The sequence below is a fragment of the Achromobacter sp. 1014246743 genome, assembly GCF_059760725.1.
Genome location: NZ_JCBANA010000026.1, coordinates 17,767 through 34,426, shown reverse-complemented (window position 1 = coordinate 34,426; position 16,660 = coordinate 17,767). Strand labels below are relative to the sequence as shown.

Annotated in this window: 18 protein-coding genes; 3 read left to right on the top strand and 15 right to left on the bottom strand. The window is 66.8% G+C overall.

The window, feature by feature from the left end:
- Positions 1-19: 19 nt before the first annotated feature.
- The 8 genes from AC6LJ2_RS13020 to AC6LJ2_RS12985 form a co-directional block, all read right to left on the bottom strand.
- On the bottom strand, positions 20-1,342 hold the full coding sequence (locus AC6LJ2_RS13020) for an acyl-CoA thioesterase/bile acid-CoA:amino acid N-acyltransferase family protein (protein ID WP_263914071.1): 1,323 nt from the start codon (positions 1,340-1,342) through the stop codon (positions 20-22).
- Between the two features lie 10 nt (positions 1,343-1,352).
- Positions 1,353-2,924, bottom strand: coding sequence for an ABC transporter substrate-binding protein (locus tag AC6LJ2_RS13015; protein ID WP_175192145.1), 1,572 nt, complete (start codon positions 2,922-2,924; stop codon positions 1,353-1,355).
- A 77-nt stretch (positions 2,925-3,001) separates the two neighbouring features.
- Positions 3,002-4,072, bottom strand: coding sequence for an ABC transporter ATP-binding protein (locus tag AC6LJ2_RS13010; protein ID WP_445656725.1), 1,071 nt, complete (start codon positions 4,070-4,072; stop codon positions 3,002-3,004).
- Positions 4,069-5,103 (bottom strand): ABC transporter ATP-binding protein, encoded by a 1,035-nt coding sequence (locus tag AC6LJ2_RS13005; RefSeq protein ID WP_498151503.1) that lies wholly within the window; start codon positions 5,101-5,103, stop codon positions 4,069-4,071. The genes AC6LJ2_RS13010 and AC6LJ2_RS13005 overlap by 4 nt, the downstream gene beginning before the upstream one ends.
- Positions 5,100-6,017 (bottom strand): ABC transporter permease, encoded by a 918-nt coding sequence (locus AC6LJ2_RS13000; protein ID WP_498151502.1) that lies wholly within the window; start codon positions 6,015-6,017, stop codon positions 5,100-5,102. The genes AC6LJ2_RS13005 and AC6LJ2_RS13000 overlap by 4 nt, the downstream gene beginning before the upstream one ends.
- Positions 6,014-6,988 (bottom strand): ABC transporter permease, encoded by a 975-nt coding sequence (locus AC6LJ2_RS12995; RefSeq protein WP_263914065.1) that lies wholly within the window; start codon positions 6,986-6,988, stop codon positions 6,014-6,016. Before AC6LJ2_RS12995 ends, AC6LJ2_RS13000 begins: the two co-directional genes overlap by 4 nt.
- Positions 6,985-8,463 carry a SidA/IucD/PvdA family monooxygenase gene (locus tag AC6LJ2_RS12990; protein WP_498151501.1) on the bottom strand — a complete coding sequence of 493 codons (1,479 nt, stop codon included), beginning with the start codon at positions 8,461-8,463 and terminating at the stop codon, positions 6,985-6,987. The genes AC6LJ2_RS12995 and AC6LJ2_RS12990 overlap by 4 nt, the downstream gene beginning before the upstream one ends.
- Entirely contained in the window at positions 8,460-9,437 is a 978-nt protein-coding gene (locus AC6LJ2_RS12985; protein WP_445656721.1) for a LysR family transcriptional regulator, read from the bottom strand. Before AC6LJ2_RS12985 ends, AC6LJ2_RS12990 begins: the two co-directional genes overlap by 4 nt.
- A gap of 599 nt (positions 9,438-10,036) precedes the next feature.
- On the opposite strand from AC6LJ2_RS12985, the gene AC6LJ2_RS12980 reads away from it, so the two are divergent.
- Complete coding sequence (locus tag AC6LJ2_RS12980; RefSeq protein WP_057286732.1) at positions 10,037-10,246, top strand: cold-shock protein; 210 nt, start codon at positions 10,037-10,039, stop codon at positions 10,244-10,246.
- 126 nt (positions 10,247-10,372) lie between these two features.
- Here the strand turns inward: AC6LJ2_RS12980 and AC6LJ2_RS12975 are convergent, their stop codons facing one another.
- Positions 10,373-10,666, bottom strand: coding sequence for a hypothetical protein (locus AC6LJ2_RS12975; RefSeq protein WP_263914062.1), 294 nt, complete (start codon positions 10,664-10,666; stop codon positions 10,373-10,375).
- Positions 10,667-10,812: 146 nt separating this feature from the next.
- Between AC6LJ2_RS12975 and AC6LJ2_RS12970 the strand changes: the two genes are divergently transcribed.
- Positions 10,813-10,965, top strand: a complete 153-nt coding sequence (locus tag AC6LJ2_RS12970; RefSeq protein WP_263914061.1) for a hypothetical protein — start codon at positions 10,813-10,815, stop codon at positions 10,963-10,965.
- A 43-nt stretch (positions 10,966-11,008) separates the two neighbouring features.
- Here AC6LJ2_RS12970 and AC6LJ2_RS12965 read toward each other — a convergent pair whose 3' ends face one another.
- The 6 genes from AC6LJ2_RS12965 to AC6LJ2_RS12940 all read right to left on the bottom strand — a co-directional run bounded on the left by AC6LJ2_RS12965 (position 11,009) and on the right by AC6LJ2_RS12940 (position 15,476).
- Entirely contained in the window at positions 11,009-11,701 is a 693-nt protein-coding gene (locus AC6LJ2_RS12965; RefSeq protein WP_263914060.1) for an aspartate/glutamate racemase family protein, read from the bottom strand.
- A gap of 179 nt (positions 11,702-11,880) precedes the next feature.
- Positions 11,881-12,267, bottom strand: coding sequence for a hypothetical protein (locus AC6LJ2_RS12960; protein ID WP_263914059.1), 387 nt, complete (start codon positions 12,265-12,267; stop codon positions 11,881-11,883).
- Positions 12,268-12,354: 87 nt separating this feature from the next.
- Entirely contained in the window at positions 12,355-12,621 is a 267-nt protein-coding gene (locus tag AC6LJ2_RS12955) for a hypothetical protein (RefSeq protein ID WP_263914058.1), read from the bottom strand.
- 41 nt (positions 12,622-12,662) lie between these two features.
- A complete protein-coding gene (locus AC6LJ2_RS12950) occupies positions 12,663-13,109 on the bottom strand; it encodes a GNAT family N-acetyltransferase (RefSeq protein WP_263914057.1) in 447 nt (148 codons plus the stop codon).
- Between the two features lie 282 nt (positions 13,110-13,391).
- Complete coding sequence (locus AC6LJ2_RS12945) at positions 13,392-14,357, bottom strand: 2-hydroxyacid dehydrogenase (RefSeq protein ID WP_498151500.1); 966 nt, start codon at positions 14,355-14,357, stop codon at positions 13,392-13,394.
- A 123-nt stretch (positions 14,358-14,480) separates the two neighbouring features.
- Entirely contained in the window at positions 14,481-15,476 is a 996-nt protein-coding gene (locus AC6LJ2_RS12940; RefSeq protein ID WP_498151499.1) for a Bug family tripartite tricarboxylate transporter substrate binding protein, read from the bottom strand.
- 237 nt (positions 15,477-15,713) lie between these two features.
- Between AC6LJ2_RS12940 and AC6LJ2_RS12935 the strand changes: the two genes are divergently transcribed.
- Positions 15,714-16,592, top strand: a complete 879-nt coding sequence (locus AC6LJ2_RS12935) for a LysR family transcriptional regulator (RefSeq protein ID WP_263914054.1) — start codon at positions 15,714-15,716, stop codon at positions 16,590-16,592.
- The last annotated feature ends 68 nt before the right edge of the window (positions 16,593-16,660 follow it).

Sequence of the window (16,660 nt, the reverse complement as noted above, 5' to 3'; positions counted from 1 at the left end):
GAGAGCGTCTCCTTGAGTGTCATTGCGCCGGCTTGGCGGCGGCGCTGGCCGCGCGGGCTTTCACCGCCGCGTCCAGGAACGTCAGCACGCCTTCCCAGGATTCCTGGTCGGCGCGGGCGTTGTCCTTGGGGTTGCCGCCGCTGGTGCTGATCTTGCCGGACACGGGGTGGGCATAGACCAGTTGCGTGGTGGGCACGTACGGGAACAGGATGGAATGCCCGCCGTTCTGGTAGTCCAGCCACTTGACCGGATAGGGGTGCTGCACCTCGGCCAGCTTGTCCCGCACCATCTTCGAATACAGGCTGGACGGCCACGAGCCGTCATCCGTGGCGGACAGCAGCATGACCGGGCCCTGGATGTCTTCGACGCGGATGCGGGCTCGCGCCACGGCGTCCGGGTCCTGCAAGGCGGTCAGGATGGCCTTTTCGTGGCGATGCGGCGACGGGCCTTCGTCAAACGGCGCCCAGGTGGCGGTGCGGTTGTTTTCCCAGACGTGGGGCAGGGGCTTGCCGCCCAGCAGCCAGGTCGGGCCTTCGCGGCCGATCTTGGGGTCGCAGGCGTTCTGGCCGCTGTGGACGACGGCGCCGGGCACGTAGGCCACCACCGCCGACACTTCAGTGGGGAAGGTGGCGCCCAGCAGCAGCACCAGTTCGCCGCCGCGCGACTGGCCGCTGATGGCGACGAAGTCGTGCTTGGGCTGGACCTTCTTGCGGAGCCAGCGCAGGCCGGTCTGGAAATACTCCAGCGGCGTGTTCGAGATGTAGTCGGACAGGCCCGGCGCCTTGAAGTAGGCCAGCGCAAAGGCGGCGTAGCCGCGCGAGGCATACAGCGCCGCGCGCGGTTCGTTGATGCCGCCGCCCGAGCCGTTCAGGATCAGCACGGCGGGGTGCGAGCCGGGCGTGGCGCCGGCCGGCAGGTACAGCGTGCCGACCAGGCCTTCCTCACGCACCTCGATGCGGGTGACGCCGTCGGCGGCCAGGCGCTGCACGAAGCGGCCCTGGGCCTGCGCACCCGAGGCGCGCACGACGATGTCGGTGACCAGGGCGTCGGTGACCGGGTGGTTGAAGTGTTCGCGGCTGGGCGAGTCCACGGGGGACTGCGACCAGATCAGGCCCATGGGCGACACGCCGGCGTAGTCGCCCGACGCCGGGGCGTCGCGCGACAGGTCGACCGCGCCGTCCTCGCCCGCCACGAAAGCGGCGTGGCTTTGCCACAGCACGCCGTTGCGGCGGGTCAAGGCGGTGATCTCGACCGTCTGGCCGGGCGCGACGTGCTCGACCCGGATGTGGCGGGGCACGTCGATGAGCGCGTCGACGGGTTGGATGCTCAGGGTAGGGACCATGATGCGTGCCTTACTTGCCCGTGTCCTTGGTGACCATCATGGCCGCGGTGCGGTCGCTGGTCATCGGGGTGACCTTCAGGCCCTTCTTGGTGGCCCAGATGTTCTTGTAGTGGTACAGCGGGATGATGCCGACGTCGTCGGCCACCAGCTTGACCGAGTCGCGCAGGATGGCTTCACGCTTGGCCACGTCGAATTCCGAGGTGGACTGGTCCAGCGCGGCATCGACCTTGGGGTTGCTGTAGTGGCCCCAGTTGGACGCGCCCAGGCCCTTCTTGGCGTCGACGGTGGCCAGGATGTTGACCAGCGCGTAGCTGGCTTCACCCGTGCCGTTGCCCCATGCCAGCATGCTGACGGCGAATTCGTTCTTGTTGGCGCGGCCCGAATACACGGCCCACGGCACGACTTCCACTTGCGTCTTGACGCCGATGCGGGTCCAGAACTGCGCCACGGCCTGGGCGGTTTCCGGGCCTTGCGGGTAGCGGTCGTTGGGCACGTGCATGGTCAGCTTGAAGCCGTCCGGAAAGCCCGCGGCCGCCAGCAGCTTCTTGGCCTGTTCGACATCGTTGGGGATGTCTTTCACGTCGGGGTTGTAGCCGAAGGTGCCCTTGGGCATCCACTGGTTGGCTTCGGTGGCGGCGCCTTGCAGGATGCGGTCGGCGATGGCCTTGCGGTTGATGGCCAGGTTCAGCGCCTGGCGCACGCGCACGTCCAGCAGCGGGTTCTTGTCCAGCGGCTTGCCGTTGTTGTCGGTGATGTATTGGTTGGGCGCGGGGTTGAAACTGGGCTGCAGGATCATCACGCGCAGGCCGTCGTAGGGGTAGACGGACACGTTGGGGGCCTTTTGCAGCTTGGCCAGGTCAGACACCGAGACCTTGTCGATCACGTCCACGTCGCCGGCCAGCAGCGCGGCGGTGCGGGCGGCGGCGTTGTTGATGTAGCGGTAGTTGACCTTGTCCCAGGTGGCTTTCTCGCCCCAGTAGCCGTCGTTGCGTTCCATCAGGACGCGGTCGCCGGGAGTGTAGGACACGAACTTGTAGGGGCCGGTGCCGACCATGGCCTTGCCCGAGTTGTAGTCTTCGGTCGTCGACTTTTCACCGACGTGCTTGCTGACCACGTGCACCGACGCCAGGTTCAGCGGCAGGTCGGGGTTGGGCGCCTTGGTCTTGACGATCAGGGTCAGCGGGTCCTTGGCGGTCATCGTGTCGATGGTGCGCAGATAGCCGGCGTAGGTGGCCACGCTGCCGGGCACGGCGCGGGCGCGGGTGTAGGAGTAGATCAGGTCGTCGGCGGTGAACGGCGTGCCGTCCTGCCACTTGACGCCTTCGCGCAGCTTGAATTCCCAGGTGGTGCTGTCCAGCGGCTTCCAGCTCACGGCCAGGCCGGGCTGCAGCTTGTTCCACTTGTTTTCGATCAGCAGGTCCCAGAAGTGCAGGGCCACCGAGCGGTCGCCGGCGTGGTTGTTCAGTTGCGGGTCCAGCGACGACAACGGGTCGGCAAAGCCGATGGACAGGTTGTCGGCCGAGGCCGCGGCGGACACGCCCAGGATGGCGGCGGTCAGGGTCGAGAGAATCAGGCGTTTCATGTTCGGCGTCCTTGGTGAGGGGGAACGATCAGTAAAGGTTCCATGGATCGCGGCGGTAGCGCCGCGGTCCGCGAGCGTCAGGCCATGTCGTTCAGGTGACAGGCGCTCAGGTGGTTGATGGCGATTCCCTTCAAAGTGGGAACCTCGGTTTTGCAGCGCGGCATCGCATGCGGACATCGCGGATGAAAGTGGCAGCCAGAAGGCGGGTTCAGCGGGCTGGGAATCTCTCCCTTGATGGCGGTAAAGGTCTTGTGGCGCGATTTCAGGTTCGGGATTTCAGCCAGCAGCGCCTGCGTATAGGGGTGGTTGGGGCGCTGGAAGACTTCGTCGACCGTGGCCGTTTCCACGACGCGGCCCAGGTACATGATGACCACGCGGTCCGACAGGTGCTCGACCACGCCCAGGTCGTGGCTGATGAACAGATACGTCAGGTTCAGCTGTTCGCGCAGGTCCATGAACAGGTTCAGGATCTGCGCCTGGATGGACACGTCCAGCGCGGCCACGGCTTCGTCGCACACCAGCATCGACGGTTGCACGGCCAGGGCGCGGGCAATGCCGATGCGCTGGCGCTGGCCGCCGCTGAACTGGTGCGGATAACGCTGGCGCAGCGCGGGGTCCAGTCCGGCGCGCTGCAGCTGGGCGCTGACATAGTCATCGAATTCGCCGTTGCCCACCAGGCCGTGGATGCGGGCCGCTTCGCCCACGATCTCGTCCACGCGCAGGCGCGGGTTGAGGCTGGCGTAGGGGTCCTGGAAGATCATCTGCACTTTCAGGCGGGCAGCGTGGGCTTGGGCCGACGTCATCTCGGCCGGGCGGCGGCCGTTGATCAGCACTTCGCCGCCGGACGGCGTGAGCAGGCCCGCCGCGATGCGGCCCAGGGTGGACTTGCCGCAGCCGGATTCACCGACCAGGCCGACCACTTCGCCGGGGTTCACGATCAGGTCGACATGGTCGACGGCGCGCGTGATGGCGGGCGGCTTGGACAGGCCCAGGCGCTGCAAGGCGCGGCCAGCGGCGCCCACGGGGCGTTCGCCAAAGCGCTTGCTGACCTGGCGCAGGTCGATCAGGGGCGTGACGCCGGCTTGTGCGCCGGCCGTCGTGTCAGGCTGCGCTTGCAACGGCGTGCCGATAGCGGATTGCTGGCTCATGCCGCCACCTCGCGCAATTGAATCGTCGGGTGAAAGCAGCGCACCTGGTGGTCGGGCAGCACGTCGGTGATGGCGGGCGCCTGGCCGCACTGCGCCGTGGCGCGCGCGCAGCGCGCCGCGAACGCACAGCCGGCGGGCAGGTGGAGCAGGTTGGGCGTCATGCCGGGAATCTGGCGCAGGCGTTGGCCGCGCTGGTTGTTGCTGGGCAGGCTGTCGATCAGGCCCACCGTGTAGGGGTGCTGCGGGCGGTCCAGCACGTCGTCGACCTTGCCGTGTTCGACGATGCGGCCGGCGTACATCACGGCCACTTCGTCGGCCAGGCCCGCCACCACCGACAGGTCGTGGGTGATCCAGATGAGGCTGGTGCCGTGCTGTTGCGCCAGCTTCTGCACTTCGGACAGGATCTGCGCCTGGATGGTGACGTCCAGCGCGGTGGTCGGCTCGTCGGCAATGATCAGGTCGGGGCGGTGCAGCATGGCGATCGCAATGGCCACGCGCTGGCGCATGCCGCCGGACAACTGGTGCGGGTAGGCCAGCAGGCGTTCTTCCGGGCTGGGTATGCCCATCATGCCGAGCGTGTCGCGGGCCAGTTCGCGGGCCTGCGACTTGCTCATCCTGCTGTGGGCGCGCACCGTTTCGATCATCTGCACGTCCACCCGCAAGACGGGGTTCAGCGTCATCATCGGATCCTGGAAGATCATGGCGATGCGGTTGCCCTGCAGCTTGCGCAGTTCGCGCGGGGCCAGTTTGGTCAGGTCACGGCCCTGGAACAGCACCTGGCCGCCGACCACGCGGCCGGGGGCGTCCACCAGGCCCATGATGGAAAAGCCGGTGACGGACTTGCCCGAGCCGGACTCGCCGACCAGGCCCAGGATCTTGCCGCGTTCCAGCGTGAACGACACGTCGTCCACGGCGGGCAGGGTGCCGGCGCGGGTGAAGAAATGGGTGCGCAGGTTGCGCACTTCCAGCGTGGCCGGTGCGGCCGGGTTCGATGCGGCGGCCGGCGCCGCGGCGGGGCGGACGGCGGTCATTTGTGGGTCCTCGGGTTCAGCACGTCGCGCAGGCGGTCGCCCACCAGGTTGATCGCCACGATGGTGACGAGCAGCGCGATGCCGGGGTAGAAACTGATCCAGTATTCGCCGGACAGCATGTATTGGAAGCCGTTGGAAATCAGCAGGCCCAGCGACGGTTCGGTCACCGGCACGCCCAGCCCCAGGAAGCTCAGCGTGGCTTCCAGCGTGATGGCGCGCGCGATCTGCAAGGTGCCGATGACGATCAGCGGCGGCAGGCAGTTCGGCAGGATGTGCTTCCCTATGATCCGCCAGTTGGGAATGTCCAGGCAGCGGGCGGCTTCGACGTATTCGCGGCGGCGTTCGACCAGGGCCTGGCCGCGCGCGGTGCGGGCGTAGTAGGCCCATTCCAGGATCACCAGCGTCAGCACCACGTTGCCCACGCCCTTGCCCAGGTAGGCCAGGATCATCATGGCCACCAGGATGGACGGGAACGACAGGATCAGGTCGACCAGGCGCATGATCAGCGCATCGACCTTGCCGCCGGCGTAGGCGGCCAACAGGCCCAGCAGCGTACCGATGATGCCGGCGATCAGGGCCGAGCCCACGCCGACCATCAGGCTAATGCGCAGGCCGTACAGAATGCCCGACAGCAGGTCGCGGCCCTGGCCGTCGGTGCCCAGCCAGTAATGGAAAGTGCCCAGGCCGTTCATCGTGCCCGGGGGCTGGCGCGAATCCAGCACGTCGATCTGCAGCAGGTCGTACGGGTTCTGCGGCGATATCCACGGCGCCAGCACGGCCGCCAGGATCAGCAGGGTGGCGATGACCAGGCCGAACACCGCCGTCCTGGACGACAGGAATTCCAGCAGGTTGCGGCGCCAGGGGGACTCGCGGCGCAGAGCGGGCGTAGGGCTAGGGGTAGACGTGGCACTCATGCCGATGCCTCCAGCCGCACCCGGGGGTCCAGCACTTTATAAAGAATGTCCACGATCAGGTTCAGCGTCACGAACAGGCACACCACCACTATCAGGTAGGCCACGATCACGGGGCGGTCCAGCGCGTTCAGGCTGTCCAGGATCAGCTTGCCGGCGCCCGGCCAGGCGAAGATGCTCTCGGTGATGACGGCAAACGCAATGGTCGAACCCAGTTCCAGGCCCAGCACCGTCACCAGCGGAATCATGGTGTTGCGCAGCACGTGCACGCAGACCACGCGAAACGGCGACAGGCCCTTGGCGCGGGCGAACTTGACGAAGTCCAGCGGCATCACGTCGCGCACGCCGGCACGCGTCAGGCGGATCACCAGCGAGATCTTGAACAGCGACAGGTTCAGCGCCGGCAGGATCAGGTGGCGCCAGCCGTCGGCCGTCAGCCAAGACCACTGAAAGCCCAGGAATTCCACCGTCTGGCCGCGGCCGCTGGCCGGCAGCCAGCCCAGCGATACGCTGAAGGTCATGATCAGCATCAGCGCGACCCAGAAGGTCGGCAGCGAAAAGCCCACGATGCTGCCCGCCATCACCAGCTTCGAAAAGCGGCTGTCGGGATACAGGCCGGCCAAGAGGCCCAGCGGCAGGCCGACAATGACCGCCAGCATCAGGGCGGCGATGGCCAATTCCAGGGTCGCCGGCAGGCGCTGGATCACCAGTTCCACGGCGGGGATGTTGTAGACGAAACTGTTGCCCAGGTTGCCGTGCAACGCGCCGTTCAGAAAGCCCAGGTACTGCTGCCACAGGGGCTTGTCCAGGCCGAGTTCGGCGATGATGCGGGCGCGGTCGATCTGGTCGACGTCCTGGCCGATCAGGATGTCTACCGGGTTGCCGATGGCGTGCAGGCCCACGAAGACGATCAGCGTCATCAGGAAGACGACCACCGCGGCCTGCGCGATGCGGCGTAGCAGCCAACCGGTCATTGCGCGGTCTCCGCGTGCTTGGCGGGGGCCGGGGCAGGCGTCCACTCGTCGCCGAATACTTCCGGTTCAGAGAACGCTTCCATGTTGGCGTAGTGCACCGCCACGTCTTCGCGGTAGAACAGGCCGGCGATGCCCTGCGCCAGGCGCTTGGCGCCTTCGCTGATGGCGGGAATGTCGCCGGACACGGTGCCTTGGCTCAAGGCGGCGGGGTACGAGAAGCAATGCACCCGGTCCAGGCCCGGACAGGCGCCCGGGGTCTTTTCCTGCAGTTCGAACACGGGGCCCAGGTCGGGCGAGTCGTGCAGTTCCTGGTCTTCTTCGCCGGCCGGCGGGGTGTAGCGGTCGCCCCAGGCGCGCACGTGCGGGGCCAGCGCCGCGAATTCCGGACGCACGGTCCAGTCGATGCGAAAGCCCGTCGAGAAGATCAGGAAGTCCAGCGTGAACACGCCCTTGGGCGTGGTGACGCGAATGTCGTCGCCGGCCAGTTCCACGTCCTGCACGCCGCAGCCCAGGTTGAAGAAGGCGTTGGGATGGCGCGACACGCGTAGCGTGCTGCCGCGCGGGGGCGGCACCTGGGCGGCGTTGATGTAGTGGCGGATCTTCCACTTCCAGTCGTCGGGCAGGTGCAGGTGGCCGTGGGTCAGGCCCGGGTTGCCGGCGCCCTTGCCCTTGTTGATGCGGGGAATGTCGTTGCGGCGGATCAGCAGGTCCACGCTGGCAGCGCCCGCTTCCAGCGCAGTGGCCGCGCTGTCCATGGCCGATGCGCCCGCGCCCACCACGCCGACGCGCTTGCCGGCCAGGGTGGCGTAGTCCATCACGTCCGACGAATGGGCCCAGCGGTCGCGCGGCAGCTTGTGCGCAAAGGCCGGCACATAGGCGCCGCCCAGGCCGTCGCGGCCGGTGGCCAGCACCACGCGGCGCGCCAGCACCGTGCTGCGGCCCGCGGGCGATTCGATGTCCAGCTGCACCAACTGGTCGGCGCGCGGCAGCACGGCCAGGATGCGGTGTTCGTTGCGCACGTCCAGGTTCAGCACGCGGCGGTACCAGCGCAGGTAGTCCATCCATTGCAGGCGCGGAATCTTGTCCAGCGCTTCCCAGGCCTCAAGGCCGAACTGCGCCTCGAACCAGGCGCGGAAGGTCAGGGCGGGCAGGCCCAGCGCGGGGCCGGTCAGTTGCTTGGGCGAGCGCAGCGTTTCCATGCGGGCCGTGGTGGCCCAGGGGCCTTCATAGCCTTCGGGCGCCTGGTCGAAGATGGGGGCGACAACGCCCAGGTGCGTCAGCGACGCCGCCGCGGCCAGGCCGGCCATGCCGCCGCCCACGATGGCCACGTCCAGCACGGGCTGGCCGTCGACCAGGCGCGGCGTGACCCAGTTCTTGGCGGGGATTTCCAGCCAGGACAGGTCCTGGCGCAGGCGGGCCTCCAGATCGGCCAGGCCTTGCGGCGCGGGCGCCGGGGCGGCAATGGGCAAAGTCATAGTGCGGGGGTATCCGTAAGAGGGGCTTCATCACCGTAGATGGACTGCAGCAGCGCGCCGTGCTGGCAGGCGTCGTGCAGCACGAAGCCGGGCAGCAGCGCCGCCGCGGCCTGCGCCAGGGCATCGGCCAAGGCCTGGCAGGCCGGCGTCAGCGCTTGCGACTGCGGGGTGATGACCCCGAAGAAAAAAGGGATGTCCAGGTCGATCGGCCGGATCACCACGCCCGCCATCGGCGCACCGTAGGCGGTAATGGGTTCCAGCACCGACACGCCCAGGCCGGCGCGCACGGCGGCCAGGGCATTGACGGACGAATTGGTTTCAATGGCGCCCAGCGGGTTGCCGTTGGGCGGCAGCGCGGCGTCCAGGCGCCGACGCAGACGGTACGGGTTGGCCATGGTGATGACGCGGCGCCCGGCCAGCTCGGCCACGGGCACCACGTCATGGCGTGCAGCCGGGTCGTTTTCCGGCAGCGCGACCACACAGGGCGCCTGCCCGATCCAGTGCACCGTCAGGCCGCGGTGTTCCAGTGGCAGGCTGGTCGCGCCCAACTGGGCTGCGCCGCTCAGCACCGCGTGCACCACGCGTTCGGGCGATGCGCTGCGCAACTGGATGCGCGCGGCGCCGCTTTGCGCTTCGATGCGCTTGAGGGCATCGGGCACCAGCCCGGCCGCCAGCGCCGACGTGGCGGCCAGCAGCAACGGCTGCGCCTGGCCGCGCGCGATTTCCTCGGCGCGGCCGCGTATCTGCTGCAGGCTGGACAGGGCGCGTTCGACGTCGTCGTACAGCAGGAAGCCCTGGTCGGTGGGGGTCACGCGGGGGCCGCTGCGGGCGAACAGGGCGTAGCCGATCTCGGCTTCCAGTTCTTGCAGCAGCCGGCTGATGGCCGGTTGCGAGCGGCCGAGCAGCCGCCCGGCAGCGGTGACGCTGCCTGTGGACATGACGGCCGCGAAGGCCTCGAGTTGGCGAAGTTCCATCTGGGGTGCTTTATGCTCAGAACGCATTCTTGCCCACCCAGTATGCGCTGTACAAATAATTAAAGGGCATAAGCAAATTCCCTAATGGGGATTTCCTGATGCCTTTTCATTACTGCACGTTATTTCAATGACTTACCGGGTTTCCCCTAAGCCGCCCGTCGCAAGCGGGGATCGTTGTGCCCGGCGTGCAGAGGGATCATTCAGAACCAGCGGGGCGCCCAGGGGCATGCTGGGCTGCTCAGCCTTGGCTATGTCCGCAGCCTCGCTATGGCGCGGAAAGGCGTGACCCACGAGGCGTTTGTCTGCTCGGCATGTGGCGCGGAGTGGGACGACTTCCACGACAAGCGAGATGAGGCAGTGGGCGGGTCGCTTTCCTGACGCCTGAACGGCATTGCTCGGGGGGGCACGCTGACTCCATCGTGGATTCCCTCGATCAGCGTCGCGATGAAAGCGGACGATCTGATCGATGACGGGGGCGTCGGTGGACGGGGCGGGGAGGGAAGGGTAGATGTATTATTCTGAAACAGGCGTATCTTTGTTCAGGGCAATGACTGATAGTGGCGCCGGGAACATTTTTCCCTGCAAATCTAGGACTTACATTGAAGATTGAAACTGGTATCGTGAAGTGGTTTAACAACGACAAGGGCTTCGGCTTCATCATGCCGGAGCTCGGTGGCAAAGACCTCTTCGCCCATTACTCTGAAATTCAGGGTGATGGACACAAATCTCTTGAAGAGAACCAGCGTGTTTCGTTCGTCGCCGGCCAAGGGCAAAAAGGTCCTACGGCGACCATGATCAAATCGATTTAATCGCTGGGCTGCTTGCTGCAATGCAAGCAGTTCGGTAGCAGGTTGTGGGGCCGGATCCTTTGAAACATTGGATCCGGCCCTTTCGTTTTGGGCCGCACTCGCCATCTGGACCAACACGAAGGCCTTTCAGCGCGGCGCCATGCCTTTGCGCTGACCGGCAGGCGTTTCGAGTAGTTCGGCCGTCATCTGGTCGCGTTCAAGGATGCAGGGTTCCTGGGCCAGGCTGGCCAGCAGTTCGTCGTAGATATCGCCCATCAGCCCGGCGGGCCGTTTCAGGTCGCACGAGACCTGATGCATGCGCAGCAGCAGCGAGCGCATGCGCTTGACCTCCCAGAGCAGGGCAAGCACATCGGCGTTCCAGGGCTGGCGCTCGCGGATGACGCGCAGCTCGGCATGGGTGAGGGGGACTTTGAACGGCATGGCGAAAAACACTGGTTATATATCCAGTATAATCCGCCAAAAACAGGGCCAGGTTTGTTGCGGGTCGGCCAAGTGTTACCAATCGCCGAACCCTGTTTCCCGATCCTCTCCTACACTCGCGGCGTCTCAATCTTGCGAGTTGCATCATGAAAACGCTCTGTAGCCTGGCCGCCATCGTCTTGTTGCTGACCGGCTGTGCGGTCTATACCCCCAGCGGGTCCATCGTGGTCGATCCCCACGACGGCGGTGGCCGTGGCGGTTTCTGTCCGCCGGGGCAGGCAAAGAAAGGCAACTGCTAGGCTGTGGTCGGCCTGCCCGCGGGGCCGCGGCGGGCCGACGTATTCACTGCGCCAGGGCCAGGCTCAGCGCGGCTTCGCAATGCACCAGGGTCGTGTCGAACACGGGCACGGCGACGTTGCCTTGGTTGAGCAGCATGCCGACCTCGGTGCAGCCCAGAATCAGGCAATCGGCCCCGCGGTCGATCAGGCGGCTGGCGATGGCGACGAACTCGGCCCGGCTGTCTTCATTGATCTCGTCGCGGCAGAGCTCTTCGTAGATGATGCGATGGGTTCGAGCACGGTCGGCCGGCTCGGGAATCACCGGCTCCAGGCCGGCGGCGACGAGACGGTCCGTGTAGAAAGACTGTTCCATCGTGAAGGCGGTGGCCATCAGGCCGGGCGAGCGCAAGCCGCGGCGCTGGATGCTGGCGGCGGTGGCATCGGCGATATGCAGCAGCGGAATCGACACGCCCTGCATCATCGGCGTTGCCAGCTTATGCATGGTATTGGTCGCCAGCAGGAGGAAATCAGCGCCGCCGCGCTCCAGGGCGCGCGCTTCGTGGTTCAGGATATCGGCGGCCTGGTCCCATTGTCCCTGCGCCTGCAGCGTTTCGATCCTGGCGAAATCCAGCGAACGGATCAGCAGTTCCGGCGAATGCAGCCCGCCCAGGCGGGCTCGGGTCTGGTTGCAGAGTTCACGGTAATAGATCTGGGTCGAGGCGGCGGACATACCGCCCAGAATGCCTATGGTTTTCAAGAATTGCTGCTCCGGTAAGTCGGGCCGAATGCGGGATGCGAAATACGGCAAGGCAGCGATTGTGGCCGGTGCCGGGCTTTCTTCGCGAATTCTTATCCATTGGAATAGCGTTGAAGCATATGGATACTTTGCCCCCCCGCGTCGGCTGCGGGGCGAGCATGTCCGCCGGCTCGTTGCCGTCAGCGCCGTTTATCCGGGCGGCGCGGGGCCGGCAGCGGCGTGCCGACGTGGCTGGCCAGCCAGTGTTCGATCTTGTCGTCGCGGCGGGCGGCCCAGTCCTTGCCCAGTTCCAGCACCAGCATGTTGCGGGTGTCGCCGAAATCTTGCCCCGGCGCCTTCTGGAACATGGCCTGCCAGATTTCCGAGGCGACCAATTCGGTGGTGAGCAACACGCCGATGCCCTTGGCATCGATCCACAGGGGCGCCGCGCGTTCGTCCACGTGCGTCTTCAGGTTTTCCAGCAGCTTCTGGGCCATCGACGCGTTGTCTTTCGAGGCCGCGATCAGGACCAGGTACTGGCGCCGGTTGCTGGACGTGTCGTCCGAATCGCCAAAGGGATTTTCCATGGTCGTGCCTTCAGGGGAAGTATTTGGGCGACGGCCGGTTGTCGGCCGTCATGTCCGCACCATAGCACCACGCTGCCCTGGCTTCGGTCACGCTGCGCTTTTTTCGCGCGCATCCAGCCAGGCGCGGCCCTTGGGCGTCAGCACCGCAACGGCCGGGCCGCTGGCGTGGCCGCGGGTCAGGTCGATCAGGCCGTTGGCCGTGGCGTCTTCCCAGGCCGACAGGCGGGGGCACGACGTGCGCCAGGCGTCCATGATGTCGGCATAGGTGCGCGGGTGTTCGGACACCCAGATGAGGAACTGCGCCAGGTTGCCCAGTTGGGACGCGCTGGCTTCGAGGGCGGGACTGTCAGGCATGGCCGGCTCCTTTTCGAACAGCCAATGCCACGATACTCCCGTCAGGAAGCCTGCGTCACCGGGGTGTCGGCGCCTTTGTCGATGATCTTCTTCATCGACGGGGCCGGGTGCAACACATATTTTTCGCGTTCATAGAACGCCACCGCATCGGGCCGGGCATCCAGGAACACGGCGCCCATGTCGCGAGCCCGGGCATCGGCTTCGGCGTACGCCATCAGCGCCCGTCCGGCGCCGCTGCCGCGGACGGCTGCGTCGACCACCAGATCATCCACGTGCAGGTGCGGGCCGCGCGCCAGGGTATGCACCGGCCGGATACCCATCACGCCGACCAGTTTGCCGTCCAGGTACGCGCCGACCAGCTCATAGCCCGTGTGCGATTGACGCCGCACGCGATGCAGGAATTCCGCTTCGTCCAGCTTGCGCAATTGTGCGATCAGGGGATAGGCCAGCGCCCAATGGGACGGCTCGATTCTGTGGACTGCGATCATGGAATGCCCAGCGATGTTTTGTCGGGCGGTCAGGCTACCACGGCTGCAAATGCGAGCGGCGCGCTGAGGCGGGCCATGCCGGCCTGATAGGCGCCAAAGCCGGCTTGATGCAGGCGGATGGCACAGGGATGATGAAAAAAGGCAAAAAAAATCCGGCCCGAAGGCCGGAGAAAATTACAACAACAAGCACAACGGCTCGCCGGCACGAGCCAGTGCAATGAGAAATTTATCAGATATGCGATAGATTGCAAGGTCCAGTGTCCACAAGTCGGACACATTTACCTAGACCACCCGGGTCACCGTCGTGCCGTCCCGGAACCAGCCATCCAGGTTTGCCAGCATCAGGTCCGCCATGGCGCGCCGGGTTTCGTGGGTGCCGCTGGCAATATGGGGCAGCATCACCACATTGTCCATCCCGTTCAACGCCGGGGGCGTGGCCGGCTCGTGTTCGAACACGTCCAGGCCCGCGCCGGCAATGCGCCCGTCGCGCAGCGCGGCGACCAGTGCGGTTTCATCCACCACGCTGCCCCGGGCGATGTTGATCAGCCAGCCTTGGGGCCCCAGCGCGTCGAGCACGGCGGCGTTGACCAGATGCCGGGTTGCCGCGCCGCCCGGCACGGCCAGCACCAGGAAGTCGCTTTGGGCGGCCAGTTCCAGCACGTCGGCGCAGTATTGATAGTGGCCGGGCGCATCTGCCCGCGGCTTGCGGCTGGTGTACAGGATGGGCATGTCGAAGGCTTCGGCGCGGCATGCGATCTGCCGCCCGATATTGCCCAGGCCCACGATGCCGCAGCGTTTGCCGCTCATGCGGGTACCCAGGCCGAAGCCCTCTTGCGGCCAGCGGCCTGCACGCACGAAGCGGTCCGCTTCGGCAATGCGGCGAGGGGCCGCCAGCATCAACGCCAGCGCGGTGTCCGCGACGCAGGCGTCCAGCACGCCGGGGGTGTTGGTGACCAGCACGTTGCGCGCCTGCGCCGCCGCCACGTCGATGGTGTCGTAGCCGACGCCGAAGCTGAACACGCCTTCCAGGGCAGGCAGCGCATCGATCAACGACCGGGATGCGCCAAAGCGGCCGCTGGTGGCGATGCCGCGGATGGCCGGGCCGTGTTCGCGCAGCAGCGCGGCCTGGTCGCGGCTTTCCCACCAGCGGTGCACGCGGTAGCGCGATTCCAGGTCGGCGGTCAGTTCGGGCAGCAGGGGGCCGACCATCAGCAGGTCGGCGGCGGGGGCGGTCAAAGTGGATGTCATGGCTGGGGTGCGGGGTTAAAAGGCGGCCTGCATCGCGCGGGCTGCCGAGGGGGAAGGACGCGGCAGGGATATCGCCGGCCCGCTGCCCTGGGGCGGCGGACCGGCACCGCTACCGGACGTGAACTACTGGACTTGAATATGCCGGGTCTTGATGATCTGCCCGTAGCGTTCGCGCTCGCTGGCGGCCAGGGCTTCCAGTTGCTGGGGCGTGGAGCCATGGGCCACGGCGCCCTGGGATTGCAGTTTGGTCTTCATGACGGGGTCGCTGGCCACCTCGCGAATCGCGGCGGACAGCTTGTCGATCACCGCTTGCGGCGTGCCGGCGGGGGCCAGCACCGCCGTCCACGAACCCGTCTGCGCGTTCTTCACGCCGGCCTCGTCGATGGTGGGCACGCCGGGCAGGGCGGGCGAGCGCGTGGCGCCCGTCACCGCCAGCGCGCGCAGCTTGCCGGAATTGACGTAGGGAATGGTCTCCAGCACCGACGCGAACAGCATGTCGACCCGGCCCGCCATCAGGTCCGTCATGGCCGGACCGCCTCCCTTGTAGGGCACGTGCATCAGGTCGACGCCGGTGGCCTGTTGGAAGATCTCGCCCGACAGGTGCGGCGCGCCGCCGGTGCCCGAGCTGGCATAGGTGTGCTTGCCGGGCTGCGTCCGCGCCAGCGCCACCAGTTCCGACACGTCCTTGGCCGGCAGGGTGGCTGGCACCACCAGCACGAATGGCAGGTCCGAAAATAAGGACACGGGTGCAAAGGCCTTGGCCGGGTCCGAATGCAGCTTGTAGATCCACGGGTTGATGGCCAGCATGCCGGAATTGGCGAACAGCAGCGTGTAGCCGTCGGCGTTGGCGCGCGCCACCAGGTCGGCGGCGATCTGGCCGCCCGCGCCGGGGCGGTTGTCCACCACGACGGACGCGGACAGCTTGTCGCCCAATGCCGCGGCCAGCAGCCGCGCCGAGATGTCGGTGCCGCCGCCCGGCGCGAACGGCACGATCAGGTTGATGGGGCGTTCAGGGTAGGGCGCAGCCTGCGCCGCACTCGGCAGGACGCTGCTGGCGGCCAGGGCCAGCAGCGCGGCGATAAGCCGGATGCGGGGGCGCGCGGGTCGGTTTGTCTCCATGATTTTCTCTTTGTGGTGGATGGGTGGAGCGACGAAGGTCGGGCAATTCCGGCCGCGAAAAATGGGGCTGCGGCGGCTCGCCTCGATGTGCTGGGGGCAGGGTCCGCCGACACGGCGCAACGCCTCCTTTTGTGTCGGTGGACCTGGGTCTGACCCTTGCGGCCGAGTATAGGAATGCCTGCCGATGGATGACTGTTCGAGCTATAAATAGCATTGATCAATTCAAGGATTGAATCGATGGAATTCCGCCAGCTTGAATGTTTCATCGCCGTGGCCGAAGAACTGCACTTTGGCCGCGCGGCGCAGCGCCTGTGCATGACGCAGCCGCCGCTGTCGCGCCAGATCCAGTTGCTGGAGCAAGACCTGGGCGTGACGCTGTTCGAACGCAGCAGCCGCCAGGTGGAACTGAGCGCGGCGGGCCGGGCATTTCTGCGCGATGCCCGCCACCTGCTGGAATATTCCGCGCGCGCCGCGGCCATCGCCCGCCGCACCTCGGGCGGCGAGGCCGGCCACATCACGCTGGGGTTCACGGCGGTGGCGTCGTACCGGCTGATGCCGTCACTGGTGGTGCGGGCGCGCAAGCGGCTGCCCGGCGTGGACATCCAGTTGCGCGAAACCGTCAGCACGGATCTGTCGCGCCTGCTGGTGGCGCGCGAGGTGGATGCGATCCTGGCGCGCAGCGTGCCGCAGCAAAGCGGCATCGAGGCCCGCCTGATCGAACGCGAGCCGCTGATGCTGGCGCTGCCTGCCGGTTCGCCGCTATGTGCGCACGCCGTCGTGCCGCTGCGCCTGTTGCAGGGCCAGCCATTCGTGCTGTATTCGCCGCGCGAAGGCAAATACTTCTACGACCGCATCGTCGGCGCCTTCGGGCTGGCCGACGTGCAGCCGCAATACGTGCAGCGCGCCAGCCAGACGCACACCCTGCTGGCCTTGGTGCGGGCCGGCCTGGGTGTGGGCATCGTGCCGGATTCGGCGCGCGAGCTGCGCCTGGAAGGCGTGGAATTCCGGCCGCTGGGCCAGCGCGATCTCTACGCCGACATGTACCTGGCCTGGCACGCGCAGCACGACAACCCCGCGCTGGCCGCGTTTCTCACGCAAGTCGCGGAAACGGCGTGATCGAGGCCGGCGCCGTCCGAGCTGCCCGCGCGGACGGCGTCGTTCCACCCGCGCGAGCCGCCCAGGCG

Coding starts and splice junctions, on each gene's coding strand:
- AC6LJ2_RS13020 (WP_263914071.1), bottom strand. CDS start 1,342: ATGGTCCCTACCCTGAGCATCCAACCCGTCGACGCGCTCATCGACGTG.
- AC6LJ2_RS13015 (WP_175192145.1), bottom strand. CDS start 2,924: ATGAAACGCCTGATTCTCTCGACCCTGACCGCCGCCATCCTGGGCGTG.
- AC6LJ2_RS13010 (WP_445656725.1), bottom strand. CDS start 4,072: ATGAGCCAGCAATCCGCTATCGGCACGCCGTTGCAAGCGCAGCCTGAC.
- AC6LJ2_RS13005 (WP_498151503.1), bottom strand. CDS start 5,103: ATGACCGCCGTCCGCCCCGCCGCGGCGCCGGCCGCCGCATCGAACCCG.
- AC6LJ2_RS13000 (WP_498151502.1), bottom strand. CDS start 6,017: ATGAGTGCCACGTCTACCCCTAGCCCTACGCCCGCTCTGCGCCGCGAG.
- AC6LJ2_RS12995 (WP_263914065.1), bottom strand. CDS start 6,988: ATGACCGGTTGGCTGCTACGCCGCATCGCGCAGGCCGCGGTGGTCGTC.
- AC6LJ2_RS12990 (WP_498151501.1), bottom strand. CDS start 8,463: ATGACTTTGCCCATTGCCGCCCCGGCGCCCGCGCCGCAAGGCCTGGCC.
- AC6LJ2_RS12985 (WP_445656721.1), bottom strand. CDS start 9,437: ATGGAACTTCGCCAACTCGAGGCCTTCGCGGCCGTCATGTCCACAGGC.
- AC6LJ2_RS12975 (WP_263914062.1), bottom strand. CDS start 10,666: ATGCCGTTCAAAGTCCCCCTCACCCATGCCGAGCTGCGCGTCATCCGC.
- AC6LJ2_RS12970 (WP_263914061.1), top strand. CDS start 10,813: ATGAAAACGCTCTGTAGCCTGGCCGCCATCGTCTTGTTGCTGACCGGC.
- AC6LJ2_RS12960 (WP_263914059.1), bottom strand. CDS start 12,267: ATGGAAAATCCCTTTGGCGATTCGGACGACACGTCCAGCAACCGGCGC.
- AC6LJ2_RS12955 (WP_263914058.1), bottom strand. CDS start 12,621: ATGCCTGACAGTCCCGCCCTCGAAGCCAGCGCGTCCCAACTGGGCAAC.
- AC6LJ2_RS12950 (WP_263914057.1), bottom strand. CDS start 13,109: ATGATCGCAGTCCACAGAATCGAGCCGTCCCATTGGGCGCTGGCCTAT.
- AC6LJ2_RS12945 (WP_498151500.1), bottom strand. CDS start 14,357: ATGACATCCACTTTGACCGCCCCCGCCGCCGACCTGCTGATGGTCGGC.
- AC6LJ2_RS12940 (WP_498151499.1), bottom strand. CDS start 15,476: ATGGAGACAAACCGACCCGCGCGCCCCCGCATCCGGCTTATCGCCGCG.
- AC6LJ2_RS12935 (WP_263914054.1), top strand. CDS start 15,714: ATGGAATTCCGCCAGCTTGAATGTTTCATCGCCGTGGCCGAAGAACTG.